22 protein-coding genes, 1 tRNA gene and 1 pseudogene are annotated in these 25,866 nt (G+C 63.5%); 13 read left to right on the forward strand and 11 right to left on the reverse strand.

Annotated elements, in window-relative coordinates; genetic code table 11:
- Window positions 1-86: 86 nt before the first annotated feature.
- The 5 genes from SAB01S_RS12930 to glgX are packed head-to-tail and all read left to right on the forward strand — an operon-like array spanning window position 87 to window position 9,380.
- Entirely contained in the window at window positions 87-2,555 is a 2,469-nt protein-coding gene (locus SAB01S_RS12930) for a glycogen/starch/alpha-glucan phosphorylase (RefSeq protein WP_062733464.1), read from the forward strand.
- Window positions 2,556-2,575: 20 nt separating this feature from the next.
- Window positions 2,576-4,735 (forward strand): 1,4-alpha-glucan branching protein GlgB, encoded by a 2,160-nt coding sequence (gene glgB, locus SAB01S_RS12935; RefSeq protein ID WP_062733466.1) that lies wholly within the window; start codon window positions 2,576-2,578, stop codon window positions 4,733-4,735.
- A gap of 52 nt (window positions 4,736-4,787) precedes the next feature.
- On the forward strand, window positions 4,788-6,047 hold the full coding sequence (gene glgC / locus SAB01S_RS12940; RefSeq protein ID WP_062733468.1) for a glucose-1-phosphate adenylyltransferase: 1,260 nt from the start codon (window positions 4,788-4,790) through the stop codon (window positions 6,045-6,047).
- Window positions 6,048-6,054: 7 nt separating this feature from the next.
- Complete coding sequence (glgA, locus tag SAB01S_RS12945) at window positions 6,055-7,503, forward strand: glycogen synthase GlgA (RefSeq protein ID WP_062733470.1); 1,449 nt, start codon at window positions 6,055-6,057, stop codon at window positions 7,501-7,503.
- Window positions 7,500-9,380, forward strand: a complete 1,881-nt coding sequence (gene glgX / locus SAB01S_RS12950; protein ID WP_062733471.1) for a glycogen debranching protein GlgX — start codon at window positions 7,500-7,502, stop codon at window positions 9,378-9,380. Before glgA ends, glgX begins: the two co-directional genes overlap by 4 nt.
- Here the strand turns inward: glgX and SAB01S_RS12955 are convergent.
- From SAB01S_RS12955 to folK, 3 genes are all read right to left on the reverse strand, one after another.
- The gene (locus SAB01S_RS12955; RefSeq protein ID WP_062733473.1) at window positions 9,361-9,927 is read right to left on the reverse strand and encodes an NUDIX hydrolase; all 567 of its coding nucleotides are present in this window, start codon (window positions 9,925-9,927) and stop codon (window positions 9,361-9,363) included. The two genes, glgX and SAB01S_RS12955, sit on opposite strands and share 20 nt — an antisense overlap.
- Window positions 9,928-9,944: 17 nt before the next feature.
- Window positions 9,945-10,020 (reverse strand) — tRNA-Lys (locus SAB01S_RS12960).
- Between the two features lie 42 nt (window positions 10,021-10,062).
- Window positions 10,063-10,584 carry a 2-amino-4-hydroxy-6-hydroxymethyldihydropteridine diphosphokinase gene (folK, locus tag SAB01S_RS12965; RefSeq protein ID WP_062733474.1) on the reverse strand — a complete coding sequence of 174 codons (522 nt, stop codon included), beginning with the start codon at window positions 10,582-10,584 and terminating at the stop codon, window positions 10,063-10,065.
- A 23-nt stretch (window positions 10,585-10,607) separates the two neighbouring features.
- Between folK and SAB01S_RS12970 the strand changes: the two are divergent.
- Both SAB01S_RS12970 and SAB01S_RS12975 read left to right on the forward strand, forming a co-directional pair.
- Window positions 10,608-11,263 (forward strand): annotated as a pseudogene (locus SAB01S_RS12970) (uracil-DNA glycosylase).
- 120 nt (window positions 11,264-11,383) lie between these two features.
- Window positions 11,384-12,055 (forward strand): hypothetical protein, encoded by a 672-nt coding sequence (locus tag SAB01S_RS12975; protein WP_245646484.1) that lies wholly within the window; start codon window positions 11,384-11,386, stop codon window positions 12,053-12,055.
- Window positions 12,056-12,126: 71 nt separating this feature from the next.
- On the opposite strand, the gene rpsD is transcribed toward SAB01S_RS12975, so the two are convergent.
- Window positions 12,127-12,741, reverse strand: a complete 615-nt coding sequence (gene rpsD / locus SAB01S_RS12980) for a 30S ribosomal protein S4 (RefSeq protein ID WP_021225518.1) — start codon at window positions 12,739-12,741, stop codon at window positions 12,127-12,129.
- A gap of 181 nt (window positions 12,742-12,922) precedes the next feature.
- Between rpsD and SAB01S_RS12985 the strand changes: the two genes are divergently transcribed.
- Window positions 12,923-13,219 (forward strand): chorismate mutase, encoded by a 297-nt coding sequence (locus SAB01S_RS12985; protein WP_062733478.1) that lies wholly within the window; start codon window positions 12,923-12,925, stop codon window positions 13,217-13,219.
- 201 nt (window positions 13,220-13,420) lie between these two features.
- On the opposite strand, the gene SAB01S_RS12990 is transcribed toward SAB01S_RS12985, so the two are convergent.
- Window positions 13,421-14,563: a pyridoxal phosphate-dependent aminotransferase gene (locus SAB01S_RS12990; RefSeq protein ID WP_062733480.1), complete on the reverse strand. Its 1,143-nt coding sequence runs from the start codon at window positions 14,561-14,563 to the stop codon at window positions 13,421-13,423.
- 55 nt (window positions 14,564-14,618) lie between these two features.
- Between SAB01S_RS12990 and SAB01S_RS12995 the strand changes: the two genes are divergently transcribed.
- Window positions 14,619-14,882 (forward strand): hypothetical protein, encoded by a 264-nt coding sequence (locus SAB01S_RS12995; RefSeq protein ID WP_062733481.1) that lies wholly within the window; start codon window positions 14,619-14,621, stop codon window positions 14,880-14,882.
- Window positions 14,883-14,888: 6 nt separating this feature from the next.
- On the opposite strand, the gene pgl is transcribed toward SAB01S_RS12995, so the two are convergent.
- The 5 genes from pgl to SAB01S_RS13020 all read right to left on the reverse strand — a co-directional run bounded on the left by pgl (window position 14,889) and on the right by SAB01S_RS13020 (window position 20,644).
- Complete coding sequence (gene pgl / locus SAB01S_RS13000) at window positions 14,889-15,581, reverse strand: 6-phosphogluconolactonase (protein WP_062733483.1); 693 nt, start codon at window positions 15,579-15,581, stop codon at window positions 14,889-14,891.
- Window positions 15,582-15,584: 3 nt separating this feature from the next.
- On the reverse strand, window positions 15,585-16,061 hold the full coding sequence (locus SAB01S_RS13005; RefSeq protein WP_062733484.1) for a YbaK/EbsC family protein: 477 nt from the start codon (window positions 16,059-16,061) through the stop codon (window positions 15,585-15,587).
- A complete protein-coding gene (gene galE / locus SAB01S_RS13010) occupies window positions 16,058-17,056 on the reverse strand; it encodes a UDP-glucose 4-epimerase GalE (RefSeq protein WP_062733486.1) in 999 nt (332 codons plus the stop codon). The genes SAB01S_RS13005 and galE overlap by 4 nt, the downstream gene beginning before the upstream one ends.
- A gap of 67 nt (window positions 17,057-17,123) precedes the next feature.
- The gene (locus tag SAB01S_RS13015) at window positions 17,124-19,301 is read right to left on the reverse strand and encodes a 3-hydroxyacyl-CoA dehydrogenase NAD-binding domain-containing protein (protein WP_062733488.1); all 2,178 of its coding nucleotides are present in this window, start codon (window positions 19,299-19,301) and stop codon (window positions 17,124-17,126) included.
- Between the two features lie 134 nt (window positions 19,302-19,435).
- Window positions 19,436-20,644 (reverse strand): acetyl-CoA C-acetyltransferase, encoded by a 1,209-nt coding sequence (locus tag SAB01S_RS13020; RefSeq protein WP_062733490.1) that lies wholly within the window; start codon window positions 20,642-20,644, stop codon window positions 19,436-19,438.
- A gap of 317 nt (window positions 20,645-20,961) precedes the next feature.
- On the opposite strand from SAB01S_RS13020, the gene SAB01S_RS13025 reads away from it, so the two are divergent.
- Entirely contained in the window at window positions 20,962-22,632 is a 1,671-nt protein-coding gene (locus SAB01S_RS13025) for an MFS transporter (RefSeq protein WP_062733569.1), read from the forward strand.
- Here the strand turns inward: SAB01S_RS13025 and SAB01S_RS13030 are convergent, their stop codons facing one another.
- Window positions 22,633-23,217 carry a nucleotidyltransferase family protein gene (locus SAB01S_RS13030; RefSeq protein WP_062733491.1) on the reverse strand — a complete coding sequence of 195 codons (585 nt, stop codon included), beginning with the start codon at window positions 23,215-23,217 and terminating at the stop codon, window positions 22,633-22,635.
- Window positions 23,218-23,370: 153 nt separating this feature from the next.
- Between SAB01S_RS13030 and folE the strand changes: the two genes are divergently transcribed.
- The 3 genes from folE (at window position 23,371) to SAB01S_RS13045 (ending at window position 25,679) form a co-directional block, all read left to right on the forward strand.
- Window positions 23,371-23,976 (forward strand): GTP cyclohydrolase I FolE, encoded by a 606-nt coding sequence (folE, locus tag SAB01S_RS13035; RefSeq protein WP_062733493.1) that lies wholly within the window; start codon window positions 23,371-23,373, stop codon window positions 23,974-23,976.
- Window positions 23,973-24,812, forward strand: a complete 840-nt coding sequence (locus SAB01S_RS13040; RefSeq protein ID WP_062733495.1) for an SDR family oxidoreductase — start codon at window positions 23,973-23,975, stop codon at window positions 24,810-24,812. The genes folE and SAB01S_RS13040 overlap by 4 nt, the downstream gene beginning before the upstream one ends.
- An 87-nt stretch (window positions 24,813-24,899) precedes the next feature.
- Window positions 24,900-25,679, forward strand: a complete 780-nt coding sequence (locus SAB01S_RS13045) for an enoyl-CoA hydratase-related protein (RefSeq protein ID WP_062733572.1) — start codon at window positions 24,900-24,902, stop codon at window positions 25,677-25,679.
- Window positions 25,680-25,866 lie beyond the last annotated feature (187 nt).

Raw genomic sequence — 25,866 nt, forward strand, 5'->3', positions numbered from 1 at the left:
TTCTTGCTGCACCGCCGAAATGCTGATGGCGCTGGTCCTGCGGCTATGCCATCATCATGGGTGATTCAGCAGGGGGACGTCACGCCATGAACCTTGAGGGCCAGACCAAACTTCCCAGGCCCGCGCCGCGGCAGGTCGATCCCGAATTGCTGGCCCGTGAAATCGTCGAGCGACTGACCTATCGCATCGGCAAGGATGCCGCTGCCGCCAAGCCCCATGACTGGCTGCATGCCGTCATCCTGGCAATCCGCGACCGGGTGATCGACGCCTGGATCGAATCCACCCATAAAACCTATGAGGCGCAGGGGCGCCGGGTCTATTATCTCAGCCTGGAATTCCTGATCGGGCGACTGATGCGCGATGCCGCGTCCAACATGGAGATGTTGGACGATTTACAGGCGGCACTGGCTTCGCTGGGTGTCGACATCGACATCATTGCCGCGTTGGAGCCTGACGCCGCGCTGGGCAATGGCGGCCTGGGCCGGCTTGCCGCCTGTTTCATGGAAAGCATGGCGACGGTGGACGTGCCCGCTTATGGTTATGGCATCCGCTATGTAAACGGCATGTTCCGGCAGGAAATCAGCGATGGCTGGCAGGTGGAATTGCCGGAAAACTGGCTGGCGCATGGCAACCCTTGGGAATTCGAGCGGCGCGAGGCGAGCTACGAGGTCGGCTTTGGCGGTCGCGTCGATCCGGCCGAGGGGCAAGAGGCCGGCCCGCATCAGATGCACTGGCGGCCGGGCGAGCGTGTCATCGCGACCCCCTATGATACGCCGATCGCGGGATGGCGCGGCAAGCGCGTCAATACGCTGCGCTTGTGGGAGGCGCAGCCCATCGACCCGATCCTGCTCGACAAGTTCAATGCCGGCGACCATCTGGGCGCCTTGTCCGAAAGCAACCGTGCCGAAGCGCTCACCCGCGTGCTCTATCCCGCAGATTCTTCGCCTGCGGGCCAGGAATTGCGGTTGCGCCAGGAATATTTCTTCTCGTCCGCCTCTTTGCAGGACATAGTGCGCCGGCATATCCAATATTTCGGCGACATACGAACCTTGCCGGACAAGGCCGCGATCCAGCTCAACGACACGCATCCGGCAGTGTCGGTTGCTGAACTGATGCGCATCCTGCTCGACGATCATGGGCTTGATTTTGACGAAGGGTGGGACATTACCCGCCGCACCTTCAGCTATACCAATCACACCTTGCTGCCCGAGGCGCTGGAAAGCTGGCCGGTGCCGCTGTTCGAGCGCCTGCTGCCACGCCACATGCAGATCGTCTATGCGGTGAACAGCCGGCTGCTGGCGGAAGCGCGCCGGTCCGGGCAGTTTGATGACGGCGCGATCGGCGCGATTTCCCTGATCGATGAACATGGCGGCCGCCGGGTGCGCATGGGCAATCTCGCCTTTGCCGGGTCGCACAGCGTCAACGGTGTGTCGGCGCTGCACACCGACCTGATGAAGGAAACGGTCTTTGCTGACCTACACCGCCTTTATCCCGCGCGCATCAACAACAAGACCAATGGCGTTACCTTCCGCCGCTGGCTGATGCAGTGCAATCCGGGCCTCACTGCCCTTATCCGTGATGCCATCGGCGATCGGTTCCTGGACGATCCCGAAGCATTGCGCGATCTTGATCGCTTCGCCGAGGATGCGGGCTTTCAGGAGAAGTTCCTCTCGGTCAAACGCGCCAACAAGGGGGCGCTGTCCGACCTGTTGCGCAAGCGGGTCAATGCGCGGATCGACCCGGCGGCGCTGTTCGACATCCAGATCAAGCGCATCCATGAATATAAGCGCCAGTTGCTCAACATCATCGAGGCGGTGTCGCTTTATGACCAGATTCGCTCTCACCCCGAACGCGACTGGTCGCCGCGCGTCAAGCTGTTCGGCGGCAAGGCCGCGCCCAGCTATCATAACGCCAAGCTGATCATCAAATTGGCCAATGACGTGGCCCGCGCCGTCAATCACGATCCGGCGGTGCGGGGGCTGCTCAAACTGCAATTCGTGCCCAATTACAATGTGTCCATGGCGGAAATGATGATCCCGGCCGCGGACCTGAGCGAACAGATTTCGACGGCGGGCATGGAAGCGTCAGGCACCGGCAACATGAAGTTCGCGGTCAATGGCGCGCTGACCATCGGCACGCTGGATGGCGCCAATGTCGAAATGCGCGATCATGTCGGCGATGATAACATCATCATCTTCGGCCTGACCGCGCAGGAGGTGAATGAGAGGCGCGCCAATGGCTATAATCCTGGCGAGGTAATCGGCCAGAGCCGAGAACTCGGACAGGCGCTCGACGCCATCGCCAGCGGTGTCTTTTCCCCCGACGATCCTGATCGCTACAAGGCGTTGATCCAGGGCATCCATGATCATGACTGGTTCATGGTCGCGGCTGATTTTGACAGCTATTCGGCGGCGCAGCGATCTGTCGACGCCCTGTGGAAGGATGAAGCGCTCTGGGCGAAGAAGGCGATCCACAATGTAGCGCGCATGGGCTGGTTCTCGTCCGATCGAACGATCCGCGAATATGCGACCGACATATGGAAGCTGCCGGCATGACGCAGGGGCGCAGATAGGCGATGCTGACGCGGGATCAGATCGACCGATTGGTTACGGGTCGGGAGGATGATCCCTTCGCCACCTTGGGCGTGCATCCGGCCGACAAGGGCTTCACCGCCTGCGTGATGGTGCCGGACGCGACAGGCGTCACGGCTCTGACGCTGGAGGGCAAGACCGTCGGGGAATTGGCCTGCATTCATCCCGATGGTCTGTTCGGGGGCAAGGTGTCGGTGAAAAAGCGCCAGCCACTGCGATATGTCGCGCGGTATCCCGACGGCAGCGATTACGCGCTGGTCGACCCCTATGGCTATGGCCCGGTGCTGGGGCCGATGGACGACCATTATTTCGCGGAAGGATCGCACGAACGGCTGTTCGACAAGCTGGGCGCGCATGTCCTTCACCACGAAGGAATGGGCGGCACGCATTTCGCGGTCTGGGCACCTAACGCCTTGCGCGTTTCGGTCGTCGGCGACTTTAATCGCTGGGATGGGCGGCGGGGCCTCATGCGTCGCCGGGGCGATGCGGGCGTCTGGGAAATCTTCCTGCCCGAAGTCGGTGCGGGCAGTGCCTACAAATTTGAAATCCTCGGCGTGAATGGCGAGCTGCTGCCGCTCAAGTCCGATCCGTTCGCCTTTCAGTCCGAATTGCGTCCTTCCACCGCCTCAATCGTCGCGCCGCCGCCCGCGCATATATGGGGCGATGACCGGCATCGGGCGCATTGGCGGGACGCTGACCCCCGCCGCGAACCCATCGCCATCTATGAAGTCCATGCCGGATCGTGGCAGCGCGATGCCGAAGGCCATTTCCTGACCTGGGATGAATTGGCCAATCGGCTGATCCCCTATGTCGTGGGCATGGGCTTCACCCATATCGAATTTCTGCCGATCAGCGAGCATCCCTATGATCCCAGTTGGGGCTATCAGACGCTCGGCCTCTATGCGCCCAGCGCGCGTTTTGGGGATGCGGAGGGCTTTGCGCGATTTGTGGACGGCGCGCATCGCGCCGGCATTGGCGTCATTCTGGATTGGGTGCCCGCGCATTTTCCGACCGACGAACATGGGCTGGCGCGTTTCGATGGCACCGCGCTTTATGAACATGCCGACCCGCGCAAGGGCTTTCACCCCGACTGGAACACCGCCATCTACAATTATGGTCGGCGTGAAGTGGCGCAGTTTCTGGCCAATAATGCGCTGTTCTGGGCGGAGCGCTATCATGTCGATGGGCTGCGGGTGGATGCGGTCGCCTCCATGCTCTACCTCGATTATTCGCGGCAGCCGGGGGAATGGATCCCCAACGACCATGGCGGTCGCGAAAATGTCGAGGCCGTGGCCTTCCTTCAGCAGATGAACAAAGCGCTCTATGGCGCGCATCCCGGCGTCATGACGATCGCCGAAGAGTCCACCAGCTGGCCAGGCGTTTCGCGCCCTGTCGATGCGGGTGGACTGGGGTTCGGGTTCAAATGGAATATGGGCTTCATGCACGACACGCTGCGGTATCTGCAGCGTGACCCGGTGCACCGCGCGCACCATCATGACGACATCACCTTCGGGCTGCTCTACGCCTTTGACGAAAATTTCGTCCTGCCGCTCAGCCATGACGAGGTGGTGCATGGCAAATCGTCCCTGCTGCACAAGATGGCGGGCGATGACTGGCAGAAATTCGCGACTCTCCGCGCCTATTATGGCCTGATGTGGGGCTATCCCGGCAAGAAGCTGCTGTTCATGGGGCAGGAATTCGCCCAGCGCGACGAATGGAGCGAGGCACGTGCGCTCGACTGGCATCTGCTCGACCATGCGCCGCACCGGGGGGTGCAGCGCCTGGTTGCCGACCTCAACCATCTGTACAGCAGTCGCCCGGCACTTCACGCCCGCGATTGCGAGGCGGAAGGCTTCGAATGGGTGCTGGTGGACGCGCGCGCGGATTCGATCTTCGCGTGGGTGCGGCGCGCGCCCGGTGCGCTGCCGATCGTCGTCATCAGTCATTTCACGCCCGTGCTGCGCCACGCTTACCGCATGCGCCTTCCCTCCGGCGGGCGCTGGCGGGAAGTGATGAACAGCGACGCGCAGGATTATGGCGGTAGCGGTGCCGGCAATATGGGCGCGGTGACGGCTGATGAGGAAGGGTGGGCCAACATCACCATTCCGCCCTTCGCCACGTTGATGCTCGAACTGGAATTTTGACAGGCTGGCGGGCGCATTCGGGCGACCTGCCGGCGGGTGAATGGAGAGGCGGATGCAGACGAAATATCAGCCCATAGCGCGCGATGCGATGGCCTATGTGCTGGCCGGGGGGCGCGGCAGTCGTCTGGCGGAACTCACCGACCGGCGCGCGAAACCCGCGGTGCATTTCGGTGGCAAGGCCCGGATCATCGACTTCGCCCTGTCCAACGCGCTCAACAGCGGCATTCGCCGCATCGGCGTCGCCACCCAGTATAAGGCGCATTCGCTGATCCGGCACCTGCAGCGGGGCTGGAATTTCCTGCGCCCCGAGCGCAATGAAAGTTTCGACATTTTGCCCGCCAGCCAGCGTATTTCCGAAAGCCAATGGTATGAGGGCACCGCCGACGCCGTCTTCCAGAATATCGATATTATCGAAGCCTATGCGCCCGAATATATGGTCATCCTGGCCGGCGACCATGTCTACAAGATGGACTATGAACTGATGCTCCAGCAGCATGTCGACAGCGGCGCGGACGTCACGGTCGGCTGCCTGGAAGTGCCACGCATGGAAGCTGTCGGCTTTGGCGTCATGCATGTGGACAAGGCCGACGTGATCACCGACTTCGTCGAAAAGCCCAAGGACCCGCCGGCCATTCCGGGCCAGCCCGATACGGCGCTGGCGTCGATGGGAATCTATGTCTTCCGCACCCGTTTCCTGATCGAGCAATTGTGGCGCGACGCGGATGATCCGACGAGCAAGCGGGATTTTGGCGGCGATATCATTCCTTATATCGTGAAGCACGGAAAGGCGGTGGCGCATCGCTTTTCCAGCAGCTGCGTGCGCGCAGAGAGCGAATTGGAGCCATATTGGCGCGACGTGGGGACGATCGACGCTTACTGGCAGGCGAATATCGACCTGACCGACGTTGTCCCCTCTCTCGATCTCTATGACCATAGCTGGCCGCTCTGGACCTATTCGGAAGTCACGCCGCCTGCGAAATTCGTCCATAATGAAGATGGCCGGCGCGGGTCGGCGACATCGTCGCTGGTCGCTGGCGGCTGTATCGTGTCAGGGTCATCGCTGCACCGTAGCCTGCTGTTTTCTGGCGTGCGCACGCACAGTTTTTCGTCCGTGACGGACAGTATCATCATGCCCGGCTGCGAGATAGGGCGGGGCGCGCGTCTGCACAAATGCGTGGTCGATTCCGGTATCCTGATCCCGCCTGGCCTCATCATCGGGGAAGATCCGACGCTCGACGCCCAACGTTTTCGCAGAACCGACAGCGGCATCTGCCTGGTGACACAACCGATGATCGACCGTCTGGAGGTTTGACCGGTCCATGACGATGCAGCTGTTGTCCGTCGCGTCGGAAATCTATCCTCTCGTCAAGACGGGAGGGCTGGCCGACGTTGTCGGAGCCTTGCCGGCCGCACTCGCATCGCAGGGGGTGGCCGCCCGCACCCTGGTGCCTGGTTACCCGTCCGTCCTGGCTCGTCTGGGCAAGACAAAAGCGGTGCGCCGCTATGATACGCTGTTTGGAGAAAAAGCGGCCTTATTGGCAGCGAAGCTCGATGGACTGGACCTGCTGGTGCTCGACGCGCCCGCCTTTTTCGCGCGTGACGGCGGCCCCTATGGCGGCCCGGACGGCACGGACTGGCCAGACAATTGGCGGCGTTTTGCTGCACTGTCTCGCGTCGGCGCGGACATTGCCGAAGGGGCGATCAAGGACTGGCGGCCGGACATCGTCCATGTTCACGATTGGCAGGCGGCGCTAACCGCCGCCTATATGCGCTTTGGTCCGGCCCATGTCGTGCCCAAGCTGGTGACGATCCACAATCTCGCTTTTCAGGGGCGCTTTGCCGCAGACATCTTTCCCGCGCTCGGCCTGCCGCAGGAAGCCTGGGGCGTAGATGGCGTCGAATATTATGGCGGTGTCGGCTATCTGAAGGCCGGCCTGGTTTCAGCTGACGCGATCACCACGGTCAGCCCCAGCTACGCGCAGGAAATCCGGTCGCGCGACCATGGCATGGGTCTGGACGGGCTGATCAACGGGCGCATCGACCGCCTGCATGGCATATTGAACGGCGTCGATACCGACATCTGGAACCCGGCCGAAGATCCGTTGATCCCGCGCCGGTTTAGCGGCCGATCATTGGGCGCGCGGGCGGGTAATCGCCGGGCGCTGGAGGAGGCCTTCGGCTTTGATCGGGACGATGCGCCGCTCTTCATCATCGTCAGCCGGCTTACCTGGCAAAAGGGCATGGACCTGATGATCGATGCGGTTGACCATCTGGTCGGGCTGGGTGGCAAGCTGGCGTTGTTGGGGTCGGGCGACCGGGCGCTGGAGGGCGCATTTCTGGCGGCGGCAGACCGGCATCGCGGCCGGATCGCCGCGCGGATCGGCTATGACGAACCCCTGTCGCATCTGATGCAGGCGGGCGGCGACGCGATCCTCATCCCGTCGCGTTTCGAACCCTGCGGGCTGACACAGCTTTATGGGCTGCGCTATGGTTGCCTGCCGGTGGTGGCGCGGGTTGGCGGTTTGGCCGATACGGTGATCGACGCCAATGATGCGGCGGTGAACGCCGGCGCGGCGACCGGCATCGTCTTTGCCCCGAACGACCCGCTGGCGCTGCACGGAGCGATAGCCCGCATTGTTCGCCTGCACGGCAACCGGCCCATCTGGCAGGCGATGCAGCGGGCCGCCATGCGCGCTGATGTATCCTGGAACAGCAGTGCCGCGCGCTATGCGGCGCTGTATCGGGACTTGCTGGCGGAGGCCGCGTGAGCATAGGCGCCGGCGCGCCGCAGGTCACGGAGGGCGGAACGATGTTTCGCGTCCATGCGCCTGACGCCAGCGCGCTCTGGCTCTGCCTTTTCGACGCGGATGGGGGCGAAACCCGCGTGCCGATGAGGCAAAAGGGCGATGGTGTCTGGCAGATCGAGGCGGCGGGCGTCGGCGTTGGCGCGCGCTATGGCCTGCGCGCCGATGGCGCCTATGATCCGCCCGCTGGTCTGTGGTTCGACCCCGACAAACTACTGCTTGATCCTTATTCGACGTCGATCGACCGGCCCTTCATCTATAATCCGGCACTGGCCGCGCCGCGAGGGGGCGGGACAGACACCGCGCCGCTCATGCCGAAAGGGGTCGTCGAGGCGCCGCTGCCGAGCGTGACCCAGCGATCGCCCCTCTTCGCGCCGGGGGGCCTTATCTACGAACTGCATGTGCGCGGCTTTACCATGCGTCATCCTGACGTGCCGCCGGCGCAGCGGGGGACCATTGCGGCGCTTGGTCATCCGGCCGTGATCGCGCATCTCAAAGCCCTGCATGTTTCCGCGGTCGAACTCATGCCCATCACCGCCTGGATCGACGAGCGGCATTTGGGTCCACTCGGCCTCACCAACTATTGGGGCTATAATCCGGTCAGCTGGTTCGCGATCGATCCCCGGCTGGCGCCGGGCGGTATGGCCGAACTGCGACAGGCGGTAGACGCGCTGCATCAAGCGGGGATCGGCGTCGTCCTCGACATGGTCTATAATCATGATGGCGAAAGCGACCGCGATGGCCCGACGCTGTCCCTGCGCGGCCTGGACCCGCGCGGCGCATTCCGGCATGCGGCGGACGGAAGCCTGATCAACGATACCGGCACCGGCAACAGTATCGCCTGCAACGCACCGGCGATGCGCGCACTGATCCTGGCGTCGCTGCGGCATTTCGTGCAGCAGGCGGGCGTCGATGGCTTCCGCTTCGATCTGGGGCCGGCCCTCGGGCGCCTGGACCATGGCTTTGATCCGCGCGCACCATTGCTGGAAGAGATGCGGGCCGACCCGGTTCTGGCCGATCGGATATTGATTGCCGAACCTTGGGATATCGGCCCGGGTAGTTATCAGCTGGGCCATTTTCCGGACTCCTGGCTGGAATGGAATGACCGCTATCGCGACGACATGCGGCGTTTCTGGCGCGGGGACGCAGGGACGATCGGGGCCTTCGCCACCCGCCTGGCTGGATCAAGCGACATATTCCCGAACGGCCGCACTCGGACGGTCAATTTCCTCGCAGCGCATGACGGTTTCACCCTGGCTGATCTGACAGCCTATGCAGCGCGCCATAATGAAGCCAATGGCGAACAGAATCGCGACGGCCATGGCGAAAATTACAGCTGGAACAATGGCGTCGAGGGAGCGAGTGACGATTCCGTTATCCGCGCCGCACGCCAGCGCGACATGCGGGTGTTGCTGACCACGCTTTTCTGTTCGCGCGGAACGATCATGCTGTGTGCGGGGGACGAATTTGGCCGATCGCAACAGGGCAATAACAATGCTTATGCTCAGGACAACGCGATCAGCTGGATCGACTGGGAGGGCCGCGATCAGGCCCTTGAGGCGGAGGCTTTTTCTCTGGCAGCGCTGCGGGCGGATGAGGCCGATTTGCAAGGCATAACCGCCTTGACCGACGACGTTGTGGACTGGCTCGATGAAACGGGTAGCCCGCTGACCGTGGGGCAGTGGGAAGAGCCTGGACGCCGCCGGCTGGTGTTGCGCTACCGCGCCAGTGGATTGGCCATTTGCGTCAACGGCGCATCGGACGCTTGTCGCTTCAGCCTGCCGCATGGCGATATTGATGTGGCTGCGCGCAGTATTGGGGTCAGTCGACCGGAACGCTGAACAGGTCGGGTCGTCGCAACCGCAGCGCCATCAGCAGGATTGCCAGCTTTCCATCGGCGATCTCCTTGCGCGCCATCATGGTCCACAGGGCATCCAGCGACAATTCGTGCACGCTGATATTTTCCTGTTCCTCAATCAGGCCGCCGCCCGCCGCAACACGGTCCCGCGCGGCGTAGGGGGCGAGGAAATAATCGATCTTTTCCGTGACGACGCTGGGAATGCTCCAGATTTGGCCCAAATGCACCAATTCGCTCAAGCGGACGCCGGCTTCCTCCATCGCTTCGCGCCGTGTGCAATCGGCCGGGTCATCCTCCGATATGCCGGCGATCGCCTCCATCATGTCGGGCAGGCCCGCCAGCATGACGGGCGTACGCGGCATGGATACGGTAATGGCCAGGCGGCGCTCAGGATCATAGGGGAGCACGGCAACAGCACGGCGCATTTCCACCACATGCCGGTCGACTTCGATGCCATCGTCGGTGCGCAACCGCACCATGCGTAGGTTGAGCCAGCCTTCATACAGCGGGGAGGTGGAGATGATCTTCATCGCGCTCCACAAGACTGTGGTGAGTCCAGCTGGGTTCGAACCAGCGACCTACTGATTAAAAGTCAGTTGCTCTACCGACTGAGCTATGGACCCCCGAAGCGGTGGACGACGCCCTAAAGGGGGCGGCGCGGATGGTCAACCACTTGTCGGCCGCTTTGGTTTCGCTTTTTTGAGCCGCGCGCTCAGATGACGGATGGCAAGGCCGCTGCGGGGATCGCGCCAGCCCGGAGCGATGAAGGATAGCGGCGTCAGCACGAAGCTGCGGCTGCGAAAGGCGGCGTGCGGCACGGTCAGCCGGCGTTCCCGCCACATGCCCCCCGACCAGAGGATGATGTCGATATCCATGGTGCGCGCGCCCCAGCGCCGGTGGCGTCGTCTGCCTAGGCGCGCTTCCATGTCCTGAAGGCATTGCAGCAGGGCTGGAGGCGCCAGCGGGGTTTCCACCAAAATCGCGGCATTGGCATAGCGGCGCAGCGATGGACCCAGTGGCGGGGTGTCGATGATGGGCGACATGGCGATCACTCGCATCCGCGCGCCGATCAGTGCCATGGCTTCCTCGACCAGTCGCGGCGGAGTGCGGTCGGCCGACAGCGCCCGGTTCGATCCCAGCGCCAGTGCGTAGACATGGGTGCGGCCATCTGGCCTTGTATCCGCCATGAACCAGCGCCTATCTGCTGTGCGTGATAGTGAAAAGCCCCCTTGCTTCGACCGAGCCGCCGCATGATTGTCCGCGCTGTCCCCGTCTTGTCGCCTTGCGGGAGGAATGCCGGGCCCAGCATCCCGATTGGTGGAATGCACCGGTCCCCGCCTTTGGCGATCCGCAGGCGCGCATTGCGATCATCGGACTGGCACCGGGCCGGCAGGGGGCGAACCGCACCGGCAGGCCGTTCACCGGCGATTATGCCGGCGATCTGCTGTTCGCCACGCTGGCGCGCCATGGGCTGGCCGAAGGGAGCTATGAGGCCGGCCGGACGATGGCCTGGTTCTGCGGGACGTGATCATCATCAATTCCGTCAAATGCCTGCCGCCGCAAAACAAGCCGGAGCCGGCGGAAATCCATAATTGCCGCCCGTTCCTGGCCGATGGGGTGGCGGCGCTTCCCAATGCGCGCACTTTCATCGCCCTGGGCCAGATTGCGCATCAGTCAGCCGTCAAAATTCTGGGCGGCAAATTGCCCAAAGCCCGTTTCGCGCATCTGGCCGAGCATCGCATGCCCGATGGCCGCATCCTCATCGATAGCTATCATTGTTCGCGCTACAATCAGAATACCGGGCGTTTGACGGCCAAGATGTTCGACGCGGTGTTTGCGCGCGCGGTCGAGCTAGCGGCGGGATAAGCCCGCCTTATCCATTATTGAACATAATATTATCTATCTCAGCTGCAGCCGTTTGCATATATAACGGCCGATGTCGTTCGGCTCGTCGGGCGCAGGGCAGGAAGGTCGTTCATGGACTTCATGAAGATCATCGAGTCGCTGGACGAAGCACTCTACACGGTGATGGGCTGGCTGGTCTTTTATCCCATGACATTGTGGCGCGCGCTGGTGCATCCGTTGGCAATGATGGCCTATGCTGATCGCGAAGTATCGGACACGCCCGAAGACCAATATGATGATGCCATACGCCCACCGCTATTCCTGTTCCTAAGCCTGCTGATTTCCCATGGGCTGGAAACTCTGATTGCGGGGCGCAACGCGCTTTTGACGAGCAACAGAGGGTTGGAGGCGCTGGTCGATACCGATCTTGCCCTGTTGGCGTTGCGCCTGGTTCTGTTCAGCCTGTTTGCGCTGTTGATGTCCGTGTTCATGTTGCGCAGGCAGGGGCTCAAACTCACCCATTCCAATTTGCGGCGACCGTTTTACGGTCAGTGCTTCACCACCGCCCCGCTGGCACTGATGGCCGGCATCGCGACATTGCTACCCATTCTTGACGTGTCGCACGGGCGAATGGCAGGCGCCTTGCTGGGCTTTTTCACAGCCGGCTGGTATCTGGCGGTGCAGGCTCTGTGGTTTTCGACCAGATTAGGGATTGGGCGCTTGGCAGGGTTCCGGCAAGCGGCTGCGGCAATCATGGTCGCGATATTGCTGTTCACTGCCGTCGCCGTGGTAATCGGCCTGAGCGCCCGATAGGTTTTTCCCTTAACGAAAAAGGGCGGCCCCATGAGGAGCCGCCCTTTTTGTATCTCGCAGGTCCCGAGGACTTAGCGCGAATAGAATTCGACGACCAGGTTAGGTTCCATCTTCACCGGATAGGGCACTTCGTCCAGCGTCGGCACGCGGACATAGGTGACCTTGGCGGCGCCGTCGGGCGAGACATAGTCGGGAATGTCGCGCTCGGGTAGGCTCTGCGCTTCCAGGACCAGCGCCATTTCCTGCGCCTTCTTGCCCAGGGTGATCTCGTCGCCCGGCTTCACCAGACGCGAGGCGATGTTGCACTTGACGCCATTCACATAGATGTGACCGTGGCTGACGAGCTGGCGGGCCGACCAGATGGTGGGCGCGAACTTGGCGCGATAGACCAGCGCGTCGAGGCGGCGTTCCAGCAGGCCGATGAGGTTCTGGCCGGTGTCACCCTTCATGCGGGCGGCTTCGACATAGTTCTTCTTGAACTGCTTTTCGGTGATGTCGCCATAATAGCCCTTCAGCTTCTGCTTGGCGCGCAGCTGAATGCCATAGTCGGACATCTTGCCCTTGCGGCGCTGGCCATGCTGGCCGGGGCCATATTCACGCTTGTTCACCGGGCTCTTGGGGCGACCCCAGATATTCTCGCCCATCCGGCGGTCGAGCTTGTACTTGGCGCTGGAGCGCTTCGACATATGTCTTTCCTTCGATATGCTAACAACGTTGGTCCCGGTATCGCCTGTTTTCCGTATTTCAGGGACAGGGCCGCCGCTTCACCGGGATGCAGGGCCAATCGCGAAGCGGGGCCTATGACGCCAAGGGGCTGGCCTGTCAAGCCCTCGACAGGGCGGGGCGGCGGGCTTAAGCCTCCCGCCCATGAACCCCGACAGCTATACCAGCATGAGCGAAGTGCGCGCCGGCGTCGACGAGATCGACCGGCAGATCGTCGCGCTGCTCGACCTGCGCTTTGCCCATATGCGCGCGGCGGCGCGGATCAAGCCCGATCGCGGCGCGGTGCGCGACGAAGCGCGCAAGGCGCAGGTGATCGCCAATGCCCGGACTGAGGCGGAGCGGCTGGGCGCGCCTGCTGATGTCATCGCCGATCTGTGGGACCGGCTGGTCGAAGCGTCCATCGCTTATGAGATGGAGGAATTTGACCGGACACGCGGCTGAGCGCGCTTCGCACCGGCGGGCTTGATTGCGAAGTTCACACCGTGGCGGGTCCGCGCATTTGCGTCGATCGAGACCTGTGGCGTTGATTTCGCAATAGGAGATTTTTTGCGAAGTCACGCGCGTGGAGCAAGGACCAGACTGTTGGAAAGAGCTGATCGCTCAGTCTAGCATTGAGCCATCCCTGTAGGACAGGCCAGGGGCCTAGCGCCCCGTCTCTGCCTGAAACCACGGGATCATCCGCGCAATCGCATCCTCAACCCGGTCGGTGGATACGGCAAAGCTGAAACGAATGAAGCGGTGTCCGTCAACGGGGTCGAAGTCGATCCCCGGCGCGGTCGCCACCCCGGTTTCGCGCAGCAGCCGTTGGCAAAAGCCCAGGCTGTCGTCGGTCAGATGGCTGATATCGGCATAGATATAGAATGCCCCGTCGGGCGGGGCGATGCGGGCCAGGCCCATGGCGGGCAACGCATCGAGCAGCAATTGCCGGTTGCGGCGATAGCTGGCGACATGGCCCTCCAGTTCGTCCGCACAGTCGAAAGCCGCCAATCCGGCGCGCTGCGCCAGCACGGGCGGGGTCAGGAATAGATTGCCCATCCGCGCGCGCGCCGTGTCGATCAATTCCGGCGGCACGACCACCCAGCCCAGCCGCCATCCGGCCATGCTGTAATATTTGGAAAAGCTGTTCACGATCACGGCGTCGGACGCATATTGCAGCATCGAATGGGCCGGTTCGCCAAAGCTGAGGCCATGGTAGATTTCATCGGAAATGATGCGAATGCCCCGGTCGGCGCAGACGGCGGCGATCCGCTCCAGTTCAGCGGGCGGAATGACCGTGCCGGTCGGGTTGGCGGGGCTGGCGAGGACCAGGCCATCGGGCGCAGGGGCCAGCGCGTCGAGCGCGTCGGCGCTGATCTGATAGCGTTCGGCCGGGCCGCAGGCGACCTCGACCGGGTTCAGATAGAGCGCCTTCAACGTATTGCGGTAGGCGACATAGCCCGGCCTTGCGGTCGCCACCCGCGCGCCAGGCGCAAACAGGCTGGTGAGCGCCAGCACCAGCGCCGGGGATGCGCCACAGGTCAGGATGATCTGTTCGGGATCGACGGTGACAGCGTAGCGATCCTGATAATCGCGGGCCATACGCTGTTTGAGGGCAGTGCTTTCCCAATAGCCCATGGGTTCGGTGTCGAGCACATGATGCGCGACCGCGATCGCCCGCGCAGGCGCGCCGGTCGATGGCTGGCCGAACTCCATATGCAGGATCGAGCGGCCCTGTTCTTCCAGCGCATGCGCTTCCCGGCTGATGGCGATGGCATGGAAGGGGGCTATGTCGGCGACTTTATTCATGAATAACCTGCGTTAATTTCGGCAACATGGGGCTGGCCGTGGCGTTGGGCATGGCATGAGCCAGACTATATTGACCGTCCTGCAATATTATGGCGCGGGGGCAGCGACGCTCGCCGCGCTGATCGTGTCGCTAAACCTTGGCCGGCGAATCACCGGATGGGCTTTCGTGCTGTTCGTGACAAGCTCCATCGCGCTCATTGCCTGGGGATTTCTGGACAAGAACAGCGAAGGCATTGGCTGGCAGAATGTCGCCCTGCTCTTCATCAATGCGACCGGGGTGTGGCGCTATCTGATTTCCAGCCACGATCCGGCGGACTGAAAAACGTCAGTTTTCGGCGATCCAGACTTCGACCGGCACATCATCCTGCAAAAGCGCGAGGCGGATCGGCAATTCCTCGACCGGCCCGCCTTCCAGTGCGCGGTCATAGACCGCCTTCTTGGCGGCGCCGCTGATCTGGAGGAAGATATGGCGGCTCTTGAGGATCGCGCTCGCGGTCAGCGACAGGCGCTGGTGCGGCGCGGCCGGCGGGGTGGCGGCGATGGTCAGAGCATCGGTGGCAAGACCTTCGGCCAGTTCCTTGCCGTCCGGAAAGAGCGAGGCGGTATGCCCATCATCGCCCATGCCCAGCAGGATGACATCAAGCGGCCAGGGCAGGGCGGCAAGGCGGGCTTCCACATCCGGCTGGCCCGCATAAGCATCCGCAGCCTCATTTTTCATCGGCATGAAGCGGGCCTGCGCCGCCGGTCCCTGCAACAGCGTGTCGCGCACCAGCCGTTCGTTGCTGTCCGCGCTGGCCGGATCGACCCAGCGTTCGTCCACCAGCGTGACGATCAGCTTGCTCCAGTCGAGCGTGGCCTGGGCCAGCGCCTCGAGCACTGGCCGGGGCGACCGGCCACCCGACAGCGCGATGGTCGCGACCCCGCGCGCAGCGATGGCGTCAGACAATAGGGCGGCGATCCGGTCGGCGATGTCGGCGGCGGCCTGCGCCCCGTTGGCGAAGAAATATTCGGTCGGCATGGGTCACTCCGCGTCGTCAGGAAGCGTGCAAATGTCCACCCAGCTTGCCCCGGTCAAGGCCGCGAGCCGATCGGGCGTCAATTCGACCGACGCCGTGCGCGATCCCGCCGCCGGAAAGACGGTGGCGAACGCCCGGAGCGAGATGTCGCAATAGATGGGAAGGGGCGTCGTGAGGCCGAAGGGGCAGACGCCGCCGACCGGATGGCCGGTCAATTCCTCCACCTCATGCGCGCCCAGCATCCGTGGCTTCGCTCCAAGCGCGGCCTTGGCCTTGCCGTTCGACAGCCGGGCGTCGCCGCGCGCGCAGACGAGTACGACCTGATCCCCCACACGCAGCGACAGCGTCTTGGCGATGCGCGCCGGCTCGACGCCGAGCGCGGCGGCGGCCTCTATGACCGTCGCCGTGCTGACGCCCTGATCGATGATCGACACATCCGGGGCGTTTGCGGCGAAGAAGGCGCGGACGCTCGTTTCGCTCATGCGCGGTCGCCAAGCTGGCGCTCCCAGGCCAGCGCATGGGCGACGATCTGGTCCAGATCGGCATAGCGCGGCGTCCAGGGGAAGGTTTCTAGAATGGCTCTGTTGTCCGAGATCAGCTTGCCGGGATCGCCCGCACGCCGGCCGACCATGACGCGTTTGATCCGATTGTTGGTCGCCCGGTCGACCGCGTCCAGCACCTCCAGAACCGAAAAGCCCCGGCCATAGCCGCAATTGAGCAGATGGTTGCGCGTCGGCTGCGCGATCAGCGCTTCGAGGGCGAGCAGATGCGCCGCCGCGAGGTCACTGACGTGAATATAGTCGCGCACGCCCGTGCCGTCGGGCGTGTCGAAATCGGTGCCGAAGATGCTGACGCTCTCCCGCTTGCCCAGCGCCGCTTCGACCGCGACCTTGATAAGGTGGGTGGCGCCGGCGGTCGACTGGCCGGTGCGCCCCTGCGGATCGGCGCCTGCGACATTGAAATAGCGCAGCGCGCAGAAATTCATCGGATGCGCCGCCGCCACGTCGCGCAGCATATGCTCGGTCATCAGCTTGGACATGCCATAGGGGTTGATCGGGCATTGCGGCGTATCTTCCCGCACCGCCTCCACGTCCGGGGTGCCATAGGTGGCGGCGGTCGAGGAAAAGATGAAATGCGGCACGCCGACGCGCACCGCGCTTTCGATGAGATCGCGCGTCTTAGCGCTGTTGTTGTGATAATATTTGAGCGGGTTGCTGACCGACTCCGGCACCACGACGGACCCGGCGAAATGCATGATCGCGCGCACGCCATGGTCGCGCAGTGTCGCTTCCACCAGTGGCTGGTCGGCAATGTCGCCGCGCACCAGCGGGACGTCGCCGGGCACCGCCCAGTCGAAGCCGGTGACGAGATTGTCGATCACGACGACGTCATAGCCGGCATCCCTGAGCGCCAGCACGGCATGGCTGCCGATATAGCCCGCGCCGCCTGTAACCATGACCATTGGCTTGTCGCTCATAAAGAAAAGGTCTCCCCAGCTGATGCCGGGGAGACCTAGCGAAAGGGCGTTAAGATTTATAGGCCGTTCACGCGGCCGCCTTCATGGATGCGGGCTTGTAGAAGGTCGCGCCGCTCGCCGCCATGTCGCGCAGCTGTTGCGTGGGAGCAAAGCGCGGCCCGTGCGCCTCCGCCAGCCGATCAAGCGTGGCGACGACATGGGCGATGCCGACCGTGTCCATGTGGCTGAAAGGCCCGCCGGTATAGGGCGCAAAGCCCCAGCCGAAGATCGCGCCGATATCGCCATCCTCGGGCGTCTCCAGCACGCCTTCCTCGAAACAGCGGGCGCATTCGATCAGCTGGCGATAGAGGAGGCGCTCTTTCACCGCCTCCACCTCGGGTTGCTCGGCCGCGCGCGGGAACATCTCGGCAAGCGCGGGCGAGAGATGCTTTTTCGCGCCTTCGGGATAGTCATACCAGCCCTTGCCATTCTTGCGGCCAAGGCGTCCGGCGTCGGTCATCCTGACCATGATGTCGTCGGACCCTTGCGGAACATAGGCGTCACCCAGTTCCTTCTTGGCCGCGGTCATGATCTTGACGCCCAGCTCGATCGACACTTCGTCGCTGACGGCGAGCGGGCCGGTCGGCATGCCGAGTTGCTTGCCGGCATTTTCGATGAGCGCGGGATTGACGCCTTCGCCGACCAGCTCCGCGCCTTCCTGCACATAGGTGCCAAAGCTGCGCGAGGTGTAGAAGCCGCGGCTGTCATGCACGACGATCGGGGTCTTCTTGATCTGCGCCACGAAATCCAGCGCCTTGGCGATGGCCGCCGGACCAGTCTTTTCGCCCAGGATGATTTCGACCAGCGGCATTTTTTCCACCGGCGAGAAGAAATGGACGCCGATGAAATTTTCCGGCTTGCTCCATGCGTTTGCCAGCTTGGTGATAGGCAGCGTCGAGGTGTTGGACCCGAAGATGGTGTCGGCGCCCAGCACTTCCTCGACCTTCTTCGTGACTTCGGCCTTTATACCGACATCCTCGAACACCGCTTCAATGACGAAGTCGGCGCCGGCCAGGTCGGCATAATCGGTCGTCGGGGTTACGCGGGCAAGCGTGGCTTCCAGTTTTTCAGGCGTCATGCCCCGGCCGAGGCGCTTTTTCAGTACATCCTCGACATGGGCCTTGCCCTTTTCCGCATAGGCCTGATCGCGGTCGAACAGCACGACCTCCATGCCCGCCTGCGCGGCCACGGTCGCGATACCCGCACCCATCATCCCCGCGCCCAGCATGGCCAGCTTCTTCGTCGGCGCCTTGGCTTCATCCCTGGGACGGCGCGCGCCGCGTTCGGCGGCTTGCTTGTTCACGAACAGGGTGCGGATCATGTTCGACGCCTGGGGATCGGCGGCGACCTTGGCGAAATATTTGCTTTCGATCCGGATGGCGCGGTCCATCGGCAGGGTGATGCCTTCATAGACGGCCGACAGCAGCGCGATCGGCGCGTTCATGTTGCGCTGGGTCTGCTTGAGCGTCATCGGCAGCGCGCCTGCCATCGTCTGCACGAAGGCGGGGTTGAAGCCGCCCGCGCCGCCCGGAACCTTGAAGCCCTTGACGTCCCATGGCTGCGTATGCGCGCTCGGGTTGGCCTTCACCCATTCGCGCGCCGCATCGAGCGCGGTGCCCTGCGGCACGACCTGGTCTATTACCTTCATCATGGCGGCGTCGGCCGGGCGGAACATCTTGCCCTGGAGCATGTACATCAGCGAGGCCTGCACCCCCATGATGCGCGGCAGCCGCTGCGAACCGCCGCCGCCGGGGAAGAGGCCAATCAGGATTTCGGGCAGGCCCAACTGAGTCTTGGGGCTATCGCCCACGAAGCGGCGATGACAGGCGAGCGCGAGTTCGAACCCGCCGCCAACGCATGTGCCCTCGATCGCGCAGGCGATGGGCTTGCCGCAGGTTTCCAGCCGGCGAAACAGCTGGTTGAGCACGAACACCTTGTCAAAAATGTCGGCCGGGGCGGGGCGATCCCCGCTGCCGCTGCTGAGCATCGACCCGAAATATTTGAGGTCCATGCCGGCCATGAAGCCGCTGTCCTTGCCCGACGCGATGACCGCGCCCTTGATGCCGTCCTCGGATGCGATACGCGTGATCGCGGCGTCGAGGTCAGCCAGGAGGTCGGGTCCGATGACGTTCATCGATTGGTTCGGCACGTCGATCGTAAGGGTGGCGATGCCGTCGGCGTCGGTGGTGAAGTTGATGGTGTTCATGATGCAGCCTTTCCCATCTCCGTTCGTGCCGAGTAGGGTCTGAGCTTGTCGAAGACCCGTATCGAAGCATTGATCCTTCGATACGCCATTTCGACGTCGCTCAATGGCTACTCAGGACGAACGGACTATATTTCTCAAATACGCTCGATGATGATGCCGGTGCCCATGCCTGCGCCCACGCACAGGTTGACGAGCGCGGTGCCCTTGCCGGACCGTTCCAGTTCGTCGAGCGCGGTGCCAAGCACCATGGCGCCCGTCGCGCCAAGCGGGTGGCCCATGGCGATCGCGCCGCCGTTCACATTGATCTTGCTATGATCAAGCTCCATCGCCTGCATGTAGCGCAGCACGACCGAGGCGAAGGCTTCGTTCAGTTCCCACAGGTCGATATCGTCCTTGGTCATGCCGGCGCGTTGCAGCAGCTTGCCCGCGACAAATTCCGGCCCGGTCAGCATGATCAGCGGTTCCGACCCGATCGACGCCATGGCGCGGATCCTCGCGCGTGGCTTGAGGCCATATTTGTCGCCCATATCCTTGTTGCCGACCAGCACGGCCGCCGCGCCGTCGACAATGCCGCTGCTGTTGCCGGCATGATGGACATGGTTGACCTTTTCTAGTTCGGGATAGCGGAGCAGGGCCACGGTGTCGAAGCCCGGCATCTCCTCACCCAAGGCGGCGAAACTGGGCTTGAGCGCGCCGAGCGACTGCATCGTCGCGTCCGGGCGCATATGTTCGTCATGGTCGAGCACGACCTGCCCGATCACATCCTTCACCGGCACGATCGACTTTTTAAAACGTCCTTCGTCCCACGCTTGCTTGGCGCGCTGCTGGCTTTCGACGGCATAAGCGTCCACGTCGTCGCGGCTGATGCCGAACTTGGTGGCGATGACGTCCGCGCCAATGCCCTGCGGCGCGAAATAGGTCTTGTAAGCGACCGCCGGGTCCATCGCCCAGGCGCCGCCGTCCGACGCCATCGGCACGCGGCTCATCGATTCGACGCCGCCGCCGATCGCGAACATCGCTTCGCCCGAAAATATCTTGGCCGCTGCCATGTTGACCGCTTCAAGGCCCGATGCGCAAAAGCGGTTGATCTGAACCCCCGGCACGGTCTGCGCATAGTCGGCGTTGAGCACGGCGACGCGCGCAATGTCCGCGCCCTGTTCGCCCACGGGACTGACGCAGCCCAGGATGACGTCATCGACATCGGCGGTGTCGATCTGGCTGCGGTCGCGCACCGCCTCCAGCACCTGCGTCGCCAGTTGGATGGGGGTGATTTCGTGCAGCGAGCCGTCTGCCTTGCCCCGGCCCCGGGGCGTGCGGACGGCGTCGTAAATATAGGCTTCCATTGTCATTCCCTCTCCATGGGGTCCTCGTGGCGCATAGCCGGATGAACGGGATCTGCTCGCAAATGTATTTACGTTTACGTAAAGTGCAAGTGTCTAATGTCGCCGTCCTAGTCGGTCCGCTATGCCGTAACGGCAGGACAAGCTGGTGAAAGATGGATCGCGAGAATGTCGCTTTCCGTGTCACCTTTGAACCCCTCTTGGCAAAGAATCGTCAACGCCGGCACCGTGAAACCGGAAGCGTGCCGGCCCGTTATCCGACCCGAGGGATCAAGAGGCTGACGCATGACGGGTTTGACGCTGGTGACGGATTGCGCTTCATGACGGGCGTGTCCGATCCTGCTTCCGCTTCCCCAGCCTCGCCATTCTCCATTCCGGTCTTCCGGGAGATCTGGTTTGCCAGCCTTGCGTCCAATTTCGGCGGGTTGATCCAGTCGGTTGGCGCGGCGTGGATGATGACATCCCTGTCCGCGTCGCCCCTGCTGATCGCGCTCGTGCCCGCCGCGACGACATTGCCGATCATGCTATTGTCGCTCTGGGCGGGAGCGGTTGCCGACAATCTGGAGCGGCGCAAGGTGATGATCGCCTGCCAGGCGTTCATGTTGCTGGTGTCGGCGCTGCTCGCGGCGACCGCCTGGGCGGGATGGATGACGCCCTGGCTGCTGCTGGGGTTCACCTTTCTTCTGGGATGCGCCACTGCGATCAATGGCCCGGCGTGGCAGGCGTCGGTGGGCGACATGGTGCCGCGCGCCGTCCTGCCCAGCGCGGTGGCGATGAACAGCATGGGTTTCAACCTGGCGCGCAGCGTCGGGCCGGCGCTGGGCGGCGTGATCGTCGCGACGGCGGGGGCGGCGGCCGCATTCGTCACCAATGCGGTCAGCTATCTGGGCCTGTTGGCGGTGCTGGCGCGCTGGCGGCCTGAACTGCCGCCCAAATTGCTGCCGCGCGAACGGTTGGGCGTCGCCATGCTGGCTGGGCTTGGCTATGTATCCATGTCGCCCAAAATCAAGCTGGTGCTGCTGCGCGCGGGCATTTTTGGTCTGGGCGCCGCCGCCGTTTCGGCGCTGATGCCGCTGGTCGCGCGCGACTTGTTGGGCGGCGGGGCCTTGACCTTCGGCGTCACCAGCGGTGCCTTCGGAGTTGGCGCGGTGCTGGGCGCGCTGTCCAGCCGCCGCCTGCGCACTCGTTATTCGGTCGAGGCCATCGTGCGATCGGCCGCGCTTGCGCTGGCACTCGGAACGGCGATGACGGGGGCGAGCAGTTGGCTCTGGGTGGCCTTGCCCGGCTATATGCTGGCGGGCGCGGGCTGGGTGCTGGCGCTGTCGACATTCAACGTGTCGGTGCAGATGTCCGCGCCGCGCTGGGTCGTCGCGCGCGCGGTCGCCCTGTATCAGATGGTGGCGTTTGGCGGCATGGCGGGCGGCGCCTGGCTGTTTGGCTGGATCGCCGAACATCAGGGCGTGGTCATCAGCCTCTATGTCGCGGCCGGAGTGCAGTTTCTCGCCGCGATACTGGGCCTGTGGCGTCCGCTGCCCCAGATTGGCGACGACAATCTGGACCCGCGCGGCGACTGGCAGGAGCCGGACACGGCCGTCCCGGTCGAACCGCGCAGCGGCCCGATTATCGTCACCATCGAATATCGCATTCCCGCCGGGTCGGTCGTGCCCTTTCTGACGGCGATGAGCGAGCGCAAGCGCATCCGCAAGCGCGACGGTGCGCATGGCTGGCAGTTGCTCCGCGATCTGGGCGAAAGCGATCTGTGGGTCGAGCGCTATCATGTGTCGACCTGGCTCGATTATATCCGCCACAATCAGCGCCGCACCGTCGCGGATATTGCCAATAGCGAAGCCATTCAGGCCCTGCACGACCGTCCCGAACCCCCGGTCGTCCGTCGCCGGCTGGAGCGGCAGACCGGTTCCCTGCCGCTCAGTCGGTCGCCGGATGCACGGGAAATGGGGGAGGGCTGGATCGACCCGACTCGGTCGAGCTAATCAACTTGCCGTGGCGAGATCGTCGGGCGTGTCGATGTCGCGCAGGATACCGGCTGGCGCTTCGATCTGCAATCCGTGGCTCAGCAGTGCGCGTGCCCCCTGATCGCCCCGCAGCGCGAGCAATTCGGGGAAATGCTTGCGGCCGATAAAGGCCGGCGGTGACGACGAAAAGCCGTCCGTCGATGCGACCACGGATCGTATGTCCTCTGCCGCCAGGCAGATGTGATTATAGTGCGTCTGCGGCACGTCGGGCATGTCTGCGAGGCAGATGAGGATGCCGCGCACGTCCCGGTTGGGCATGACATGCCGCACCGCGCGCACGATGCTGCCCGACATACCGTCCTGCGGCCGGTCATTGACGATGATGCTGTAGCCGCGCCGGTCGAGCTTGCGATGGATGACCGGGGCTTCGTCGATCGGGCGTGTCACGGCGACGAGTTCGGCAAAGGCCATAGAGGCGATGGTTTCCAGCACATGAGCCGCAATCGGCTTGCCGCGCAGGGTGGCCATCAGCTTGTCTTCCTCGCCAAAGCGGGAGGATGTGCCAGCGGCAAGCAGCACGGCGGCAATATGTTCAGTGCGCATAGGGCGAGGCGAATGTCATGTTTATGAGGCGATCCCGTTTGCATCGCGATGTGCCACCGGGACGATGCCAAGTCCAGTATGTGGAAAGGACTGGTCAGGCTGGACCCCAATTGCCATATGCGGGGCCGATAAGCAAAGGAGCGGCAAAAGCCCATGGCATGTGACATTGATGCGGAAACCGTTGGCGCAGGCAAGGAACCCGTGCCCGCGGAGGTCAGCGAGGCCATTCGCACGCTGATCCGCTGGGCCGGCGACGCGCCCGAGCGCGAGGGCCTTATGGAAACGCCCGAGCGCGTGGCGCGGGCCTGGCGCGAATATTGCCGCGGCTATGGGGATGATCCGGCCTATCATCTTTCGCGCATCTTCCACGAAGTGGGCGGTTATGACGACATCGTCCTGCTGAAGGACATCCCGTTCCAGTCGCATTGCGAACATCATATGGCGCCGATCGTGGGCAAGGCGCATATCGCCTATCTGCCCGGCGACTATGTCGTTGGCATTTCCAAGCTGGCGCGCGTGCTCCACGCCTATGCCAATCGGTTGCAGGTGCAGGAAAGGCTGACGTCCGAAGTCGCCAATTGCATCCAGGAGCATCTGAAGCCCCAGGGGGTCGCCGTTGTCATCGAAGCGACCCATGGCTGCATGACCGGGCGGGGCGTGCGCACGCCCAATGTCGTCATGAAGACCAGCCGCATGCTGGGCGTCTTTCGAGATGACGAAAAATCGCGCGAGGAAGTGTTGAAGCTTATCGGCGCATGATCGAACCGGAGGAAACGGGGTATCGCCCGCTGGGGCGCGCACGGGCCGATGCGGAGCCGGTGGGCAAGCCGCTGGCGGCCAAGCGGCTGGCGCTGGTGACGGGCGGGCACCGGCGGCTGGGCGGGATCATTACCGCCGCTCTGGCGCGGGCCGGCCATTCGCTGGCGATCCATGGCAGCCATGACACGCGGCTCGATTCCCACCTGGCGCTGGCGCTGGAGGAGGAGGGGACGGAATGGGACGGCTTCGTCGTCGACTTCGCCGACCCCGAAGGCGCGGAGGAACTGGTGGCGAAGGTCGCCGAGCGTTTCGGACGGCCGCCCGACATATTGGTCAACAGCGCGGCGATGTTCGGTCAGGATCGGCTGGAATCCGTCACCGCCGATGACCTGATGCGCCATTATGCCGTCAATTGTGCGGCGCCGGTCATGCTGACCAAGGCGTTTGCGACCGTGCCTGCCGGCGCAGTCGACCGGTGTATTATCAATATTCTGGACCAGCGGATCGACCATCCCCATGGCGACCAGCTGGCCTATACGCTTTCGAAGCTGGCGCTGGCCGGGTTGACGCGGACCAGCGCGGCAAGCCTGGCGCCCAGAGTGCGGGTCAATGCGGTCGCGCCGGGCCTGACCATCGCGACGCCCGATTATGACGCGGCGCAGATGGAGCGGCTGGGCGAGATGATGCCGCTCGCCCGCCTGCCGCAGGCCGACGAGATCGCGCAGGCGGTTCTCTATCTGACGGAAGCAAGCGCCGTCACCGGTCAGACGCTCTACGTCGATGGCGGCGCGCACCTCAAAAGCTATGAGCGCGATTTCATGCATCTGTGCCGGTGACATTGGCACAAATGCGAGGGGGTGAAGGCTGGCGATCCGCGACGCACCGCCATAAAGCGGTCCTGAACATAGATAAGGGAGATGGCGATGACCTATGAAACGATCCTGGTGGAACAACGCGACGCGGTGACGCTGATCACGCTCAACCGGCCGCAGGCGCTCAATGCGCTCAACAGCCAGGTGCTGGCTGACCTGACTGCGGCGTTCGCGGCCTATGATGCGGACGCGACGCAGCGCTGCGCCGTGCTGACCGGCAGCGGGGAAAAGGCCTTCGCCGCGGGCGCCGACATCAAGGAAATGGTCGACAAACCGGCGGCCGACTTTTTCCTGGAGGATTTCTTTTCCGGCTGGCAGACCGGCGTCGTTGCCACGCGCAAGCCCTGGATCGCGGCGGTCAATGGCTTCGCCCTAGGCGGCGGGTGCGAACTGGCGATGATGGCGGACTATATCATCGCGGCCGACACGGCGAAATTCGGCCAGCCTGAAATCAAGCTGGGCGTGGCGCCTGGCATGGGCGGATCGCAGCGGCTGACCCGCGCGGTGGGCAAGGCGAAAGCGATGGACATGTGCCTTACTGGCCGGATGATGGGTGCGGAAGAGGCCGAGCGTGCGGGTCTGGTGAGCCGCATCGTGCCGGCGGCGCAGTTGCTGGATGAAGCGCTCAAGGACGCGGCCCTGATTGCATCCATGCCGCCAATGGCGACGATGGTGAACAAGGAGATGGTCAACATCGCCTTCGAAACCGGGCTGGCGCAGGGGCTGCTGACCGAACGGCGGCTGTTCCAGATTCTGACCGCGACCGAGGACAAGAAGGAAGGCATGACCGCTTTTGTCGAAAAGCGCGCGGGCGTCTGGAAGGGACGCTGAGACGATTTTGTTGCCATGATGCAACAGCGGACACATTTATGACGGACAGATAGCGGCTCGGCGCGCCAACCTCGTTTCAACAGGCAACTGAAGCGACTGGTGGGCGCGTCCAAGACCCGGCCAGCGACCATGGGAGAGGGGGGGCGGATCGTCGCGCCACCTGATCGGCTCGCACTAGCCAGGGAGC

The sequence above is a fragment of the Sphingobium abikonense NBRC 16140 genome, assembly GCF_001598335.1.
In the GTDB taxonomy this organism is placed as follows: Bacteria; Pseudomonadota; Alphaproteobacteria; order Sphingomonadales; family Sphingomonadaceae; genus Sphingobium; species Sphingobium abikonense.

Coding starts and splice junctions, on each gene's coding strand:
- SAB01S_RS13020 (WP_062733490.1), bottom strand. CDS start 20,644: ATGGAAGCCTATATTTACGACGCCGTCCGCACGCCCCGGGGCCGGGGC.
- glgB (WP_062733466.1), top strand. CDS start 2,576: ATGCTGACGCGGGATCAGATCGACCGATTGGTTACGGGTCGGGAGGAT.
- SAB01S_RS13030 (WP_062733491.1), bottom strand. CDS start 23,217: ATGCGCACTGAACATATTGCCGCCGTGCTGCTTGCCGCTGGCACATCC.
- SAB01S_RS12955 (WP_062733473.1), bottom strand. CDS start 9,927: ATGAAGATCATCTCCACCTCCCCGCTGTATGAAGGCTGGCTCAACCTA.
- SAB01S_RS12975 (WP_245646484.1), top strand. CDS start 11,384: ATGAAGATCATCGAGTCGCTGGACGAAGCACTCTACACGGTGATGGGC.
- folE (WP_062733493.1), top strand. CDS start 23,371: ATGGCATGTGACATTGATGCGGAAACCGTTGGCGCAGGCAAGGAACCC.
- pgl (WP_062733483.1), bottom strand. CDS start 15,581: ATGCCGACCGAATATTTCTTCGCCAACGGGGCGCAGGCCGCCGCCGAC.
- SAB01S_RS13015 (WP_062733488.1), bottom strand. CDS start 19,301: ATGAACACCATCAACTTCACCACCGACGCCGACGGCATCGCCACCCTT.
- SAB01S_RS13045 (WP_062733572.1), top strand. CDS start 24,900: ATGACCTATGAAACGATCCTGGTGGAACAACGCGACGCGGTGACGCTG.
- SAB01S_RS12930 (WP_062733464.1), top strand. CDS start 87: ATGAACCTTGAGGGCCAGACCAAACTTCCCAGGCCCGCGCCGCGGCAG.
- SAB01S_RS12990 (WP_062733480.1), bottom strand. CDS start 14,563: ATGAATAAAGTCGCCGACATAGCCCCCTTCCATGCCATCGCCATCAGC.
- galE (WP_062733486.1), bottom strand. CDS start 17,056: ATGAGCGACAAGCCAATGGTCATGGTTACAGGCGGCGCGGGCTATATC.
- SAB01S_RS12985 (WP_062733478.1), top strand. CDS start 12,923: ATGAACCCCGACAGCTATACCAGCATGAGCGAAGTGCGCGCCGGCGTC.
- SAB01S_RS13040 (WP_062733495.1), top strand. CDS start 23,973: ATGATCGAACCGGAGGAAACGGGGTATCGCCCGCTGGGGCGCGCACGG.
- SAB01S_RS13005 (WP_062733484.1), bottom strand. CDS start 16,061: ATGAGCGAAACGAGCGTCCGCGCCTTCTTCGCCGCAAACGCCCCGGAT.
- rpsD (WP_021225518.1), bottom strand. CDS start 12,741: ATGTCGAAGCGCTCCAGCGCCAAGTACAAGCTCGACCGCCGGATGGGC.
- SAB01S_RS13025 (WP_062733569.1), top strand. CDS start 20,962: ATGACGGGCGTGTCCGATCCTGCTTCCGCTTCCCCAGCCTCGCCATTC.
- glgA (WP_062733470.1), top strand. CDS start 6,055: ATGACGATGCAGCTGTTGTCCGTCGCGTCGGAAATCTATCCTCTCGTC.
- SAB01S_RS12995 (WP_062733481.1), top strand. CDS start 14,619: ATGAGCCAGACTATATTGACCGTCCTGCAATATTATGGCGCGGGGGCA.
- glgC (WP_062733468.1), top strand. CDS start 4,788: ATGCAGACGAAATATCAGCCCATAGCGCGCGATGCGATGGCCTATGTG.
- folK (WP_062733474.1), bottom strand. CDS start 10,584: ATGGCGGATACAAGGCCAGATGGCCGCACCCATGTCTACGCACTGGCG.